This is a genomic window from Escherichia sp. S10b, from assembly GCF_028421345.1.
GTDB lineage: Bacteria > Pseudomonadota > Gammaproteobacteria > Enterobacterales > Enterobacteriaceae > ECMA0423.
The window spans coordinates 1-1768 of record NZ_JAHZSO010000120.1; the positions used below are offsets into that span (position 1 = coordinate 1).

General features: G+C 58.4%; 1 protein-coding gene. It reads right to left on the reverse strand.

The genetic code is table 11. The features are described from left to right. The coding region (locus tag FTE26_RS08420; protein WP_272457543.1) for a ParB/RepB/Spo0J family partition protein at positions 1–1731 on the reverse strand (1731 nt) is incomplete at its 3' end. Between the last annotated feature and the right edge of the window lie 37 nt (positions 1732–1768).

Consider the following 1768-nt stretch of genomic DNA (forward strand, 5'->3'; position numbering starts at 1 on the left):
TGTCGGCTGCCACCAGTCGCGCATGTGGAATCCGATAGCGGTTTCCAGCGAGTCAAGCGGACTGCGTGACGTGTGACCACACTCACGGGTCTGGACACCGTTAAGGCTGCATGCGGTGCAGAAACTGAGCAGGGACAACAGCACCTCCTGACTGAGTGACAGGAATGTCGTCATGTCTCGTGACCATCCCTCCGGTAACAGGGCAGCAAGACGGGCTTTTTCTGCCATCAGCGCCATGAATGCGACACCTTCCTTCCCTGACGGCGCATCGCTGGTCAGCGAATAATGTTTACATTCCAGGCTGATTTGTGCCGGTTTACTGTACGCTCCGCTGCCAAACACATTCAGGCAGAGCGTCCATGCCAGCAGTGCCAGAGATTTGTCCGGTTGCTGCATAAGCGCCGCCTGGACTGCCAGCGTGCGTTCGGAAGACATTTTCGTCAGCAGTGGCAGACTGATTCCCCCCACTGACGCTTTCTCCTGCACCTGTTCCGTGCGGTCAGCGTCGTCAGCCACGTCATCCTCACTGCGCAACTGCACACCTCGCTGGACACACACGTTGCCATAACGCCAGGACACCACCACTCCACCTCCGGCACGCATCTCCGGCGTCCACGCTCTGACCTTCGCCATGCAGCGCATCAGCTTCATTTCTGCTTCCAGCAGGTCAGATTCCTCACACTGGTTTTCCAGCGCGTCGTAACGCGTCATCAGTTCGTTCAGACGTTCTTCTTCCGCCTCCGTCAGCACCGCTTCCGGCTCCGGCAGACAGCGGTATGTTCCGGCATCCTCACGGCACTCACCTACAGGCTCCATGCGTCCGGCACACCATCCCCAGCCTTCGGCTTCCCGAAGGAACTCTGCGACAGCCTGGAGTTTTTCCAGCAGGGCGGCATCGAGCGCCACGCAGTCCACATAGCCACCCTCGTCGTCGCTGAACAAATCGGTGCGCAGTTCGTCTGGCGAGAAGGCATCAGCCCCCACGAAGCGGAATTTACTGTTCCCAGCCACCGCCACTTCACTTTCGGTAATCAGGTTGCGGATAACCCGCACATCCGGTTTACCGCCCCATCCTGACTGGCAGGCGGCTTCAAACACCTGCACCTGACGCGCGGTGTCGTTCTCCAGCGCCAGCGCCTGACAGTGTTCGGTGGTGATGCGGTCTTCTGCCAGCGCATCAAGGATGACGGGTGCAAGGTCTGCCAGTTTCAGCATTCGCTGGACGTGGCGGGGTGAATAGCCCAGCAGGTCGCCAGTCTGCGCAGGTGTTTTGCCTTCCTGCGCCATTGCGCGGAATCCGGCAATCTGTTCGGCAGGGTGCATATCCCGACGATGACCGTTTTCAGTCATTGATGCGGCAGTCGCCAGTTCCTGCAGAATAACCTTCACGCGTACAGGCCAGTCAGCCGGAAGGATGTTGCGCTCTGCCAGCATGTTGAGTGCAGCCAGTCGGCGACCACCTGCGGCGACACCGTAACGGTCACCAGGCAGGGTATGCACGACCAGATTCTGCAACAGGCCAACGCCCTTAATGGACTCAGCCAGTTCGCTGACGGACTCCACAGAATACGGCACCGTGCGCACATTCAGCGGTGATTTAATCAGTGAGGCCAGCGGCACGCTCACTTCCTCCGTCTGCGCCAGCAGGGCAGACAGGACTGTTTCCTGCGTTTTTGCAGGTTTACGGCTGGATTTACGCTCCGTTTTTGCCTTAGACTCTGTAACTGACATAGTTAGTACCTCCCAAAACGGTAATAATGATTGTCTG